The following is a 2,442-nucleotide window of genomic DNA, read 5'->3' as shown; positions in this document are numbered from 1 at the left end:
CCCCGCCGGTCGCCCCGACAGATCCGGCAAACCCCGGCGGCGGCAGCGTCAACATCGAGATCAACGGACTCGACGGCAAACCCTCCACGGCGGTCCTGACCCTGATCGGCATCACCCTGCTGTCGGTGGCGCCGGCGCTGCTGCTGATGATGACGTCCTTCACCAAGATCTTTGTGGTCCTCGCGATGACCCGCAACGCCCTGTCGCTGCCGTCCATTCCGCCGAACCAGGTGCTCGCCGGGCTGGCCCTGTTCCTCTCGATCTTCGTCATGTGGCCTGTCATCAACGAGATGAACACCCTCGGCATCCAGCCCTACCTCAACGGCACCCTGGACTTCAACGGCGCCGTCGGCGCTGCCAGCGGCCCGCTGCAGCAGTTCATGCTGGCCCACACCAGGGAAGAGGACATCGCCCTGATGTCCCGGGCTGCCGCGGCGGAAAACCCGGCCACCCCCGAGGCCGTGCCCATGCAGACCCTCATTCCCGCCTTCATGATTTCGGAACTCCGCGCCGCGTTCATCATCGGCTTCGTCATCTTCATCCCGTTCCTCGTGATCGACCTCGTGGTGTCCGCCGCCCTCATGTCCATGGGCATGATGATGCTCCCGCCGGTGATGATCTCGCTGCCCTTCAAAATCCTGCTCTTCGTCCTCGTGGACGGCTGGGGCCTGATCATCACCTCGCTCATCCAAAGCTATGCAGGCACCGGATGAACGCCAACGCCGTCCTGGACATCTGCCTCCAGGCCATGATCGTCGCGGCCAAGCTCTCCGCCCCCGTCCTGGTGACAGCACTCGTCGTCGGCCTGGCCATCGCGCTGCTGCAGTCCATTACCCAGCTGCAGGAAGCCACCCTGTCCTTTGTGCCCAAAGCCGCGGCCGTGGCGGTGGCCCTGGTGATCTGCGGCCACTGGATGATCTCGGAGATGGTCGCCTTCACCAACGACCTCTTCGCCAAGATCCCGTCCCTGCTCGGAGGCCTGTGAGGTGGGCATCCCGATCGACCCGACGTGGCTGGAAGCGCTTCTGCTGGCCACCGTCAGGATGACGGCATTCCTGATCGTGGCACCGCCTTTCGCGCATCAGGCCTTCCCGGGCCGCGTCAAAGCCATGCTGGGGCTTGGGCTCGGCCTCGCGGTGTCCCAGCGGGTCTCCGCCGGGTACACGGCACGCGACACGGCCGGCTTCCTCACCGGGGTGGTGCTGGAACTCGTGACCGGGCTGGCCCTCGGCTTCCTGGTCCTCGTGATCTTCTCCGCCGTCCAGTCCGCCGGCAGCCTGATCGACCTCTTCAGCGGCTTTCAGATGGCCCAGGCTTTTGACCCCCAGATGAATGTCAACGGCGCACAGTTCACGAGACTTTTGCAGATGGCGGCGCTGGCGCTGCTGTTCGCCTCCGACGGCTATCAACTCGTCATCACCGGACTCACCGGCAGCTTTGGTGCCCTGCCGCTGGCCGGCGGCATCGATCTGGCCCAGCCGGTCCAGGCCATGACGTCGGCGGTCACCGGCATGTTCCTCGCCGCCGTCCAGATCGCCGGACCGCTCGTGGTGGTCTTGTTCCTCGCCGACGTCGGACTCGGCCTGCTGACCCGCGTTGCCCCGGCGCTCAACGCCTTCTCCCTGGGCTTCCCGCTCAAGATCCTGCTGACGCTCATGCTGGCCGGGTTCATCTTCCTGGCGCTGCCCAGGATCGTTTCCAGCCTCGCCGGCCAGGCCGCCAAGACAGTACTGGGGGTGGGCTGATGTCGGATTCACAGGAAAAAACCGAGCAAGCCACCGACAAACGCATGAAGGAGGTCCGCTCCAAGGGCCAGCTTTCCCGCTCCCAGGACCTCACGGCGTGGGTCGGCGTCGGCGCTGCCGCCATCATGATTCCCGCCACCGTGGAACGCGCCTCGAACGCCGCCACGGACCAGCTCTTCAGCGTCCGCGGCATCGTTGCAGCCCCGGACCCGGGGAAGGCCGTCAAAGCGCTGGAGGACGGACTTGCCGCCATCGCCGGGATCATCGGGCCCATGCTGATGGTGGTGTTCGTGGTGGTCCTCGCCGGAGCCGCGCTCCAGGGCGGCGTGCACCTGAAGAAGTTCAAACTCGACTTCGAACACTTCAAACTGCTCAGCGGCCTGAAGCGTGTTTTCGGCACCCAGGCGATCTGGGGCGGCGTCAAGGCGCTGCTGAAGGCCAGCGTGGTGGGGCTGGTCCTCTACAGCGTCGTGCAGGGCCTGGTTCCGGTGCTGCTGACAGCCGGAGGAATGCCGGTCTCCGGGGTCGTGCAGGCCGCGGGCGGCGGCATCGCCTCGCTGGTCCAGTTCGCCGTGGCGGCCGGAATCGTCCTGGCGGCGGCCGACTTCTTTGTCGTGATGCGCCGCAACCGCAAGAAGACCCGGATGTCCAAGAAGGAAGTCCAGGACGAAAACAAGAGCAGCGAAGGCGACCCGCT

At 65.9% G+C, this 2,442-nt stretch carries 2 protein-coding genes and 2 pseudogenes (2 of these 4 cut by a window edge); all 4 read left to right on the top strand.

Annotated features, from left to right (window positions below; all coding sequences use genetic code 11):
* A pseudogene (fliP, locus tag K789_RS0110140) lies at positions 1-713 on the top strand (flagellar type III secretion system pore protein FliP) (it extends 114 nt beyond the left edge of the window).
* A complete protein-coding gene (gene fliQ / locus K789_RS0110135; RefSeq protein ID WP_024366658.1) occupies positions 710-985 on the top strand; it encodes a flagellar biosynthesis protein FliQ in 276 nt (91 codons plus the stop codon). Before fliP ends, fliQ begins: the two are co-directional and overlap by 4 nt.
* Before the next feature lies 1 nt (position 986).
* A complete protein-coding gene (locus K789_RS0110130) occupies positions 987-1,745 on the top strand; it encodes a flagellar biosynthetic protein FliR (protein ID WP_024366657.1) in 759 nt (252 codons plus the stop codon).
* Positions 1,745-2,442: pseudogene (locus tag K789_RS22790) on the top strand (flagellar biosynthesis protein FlhB); it runs 377 nt beyond the window's last position. The gene K789_RS0110130 and the pseudogene K789_RS22790 overlap by 1 nt, the downstream one beginning before the upstream one ends.

The sequence above is a fragment of the Arthrobacter sp. TB 26 genome (genome assembly GCF_000427315.1).
GTDB lineage: Bacteria > Actinomycetota > Actinomycetes > Actinomycetales > Micrococcaceae > Arthrobacter.
Note: the sequence above shows the minus strand (reverse complement) of the source record. Positions and strands in the feature narration are given on the sequence as shown.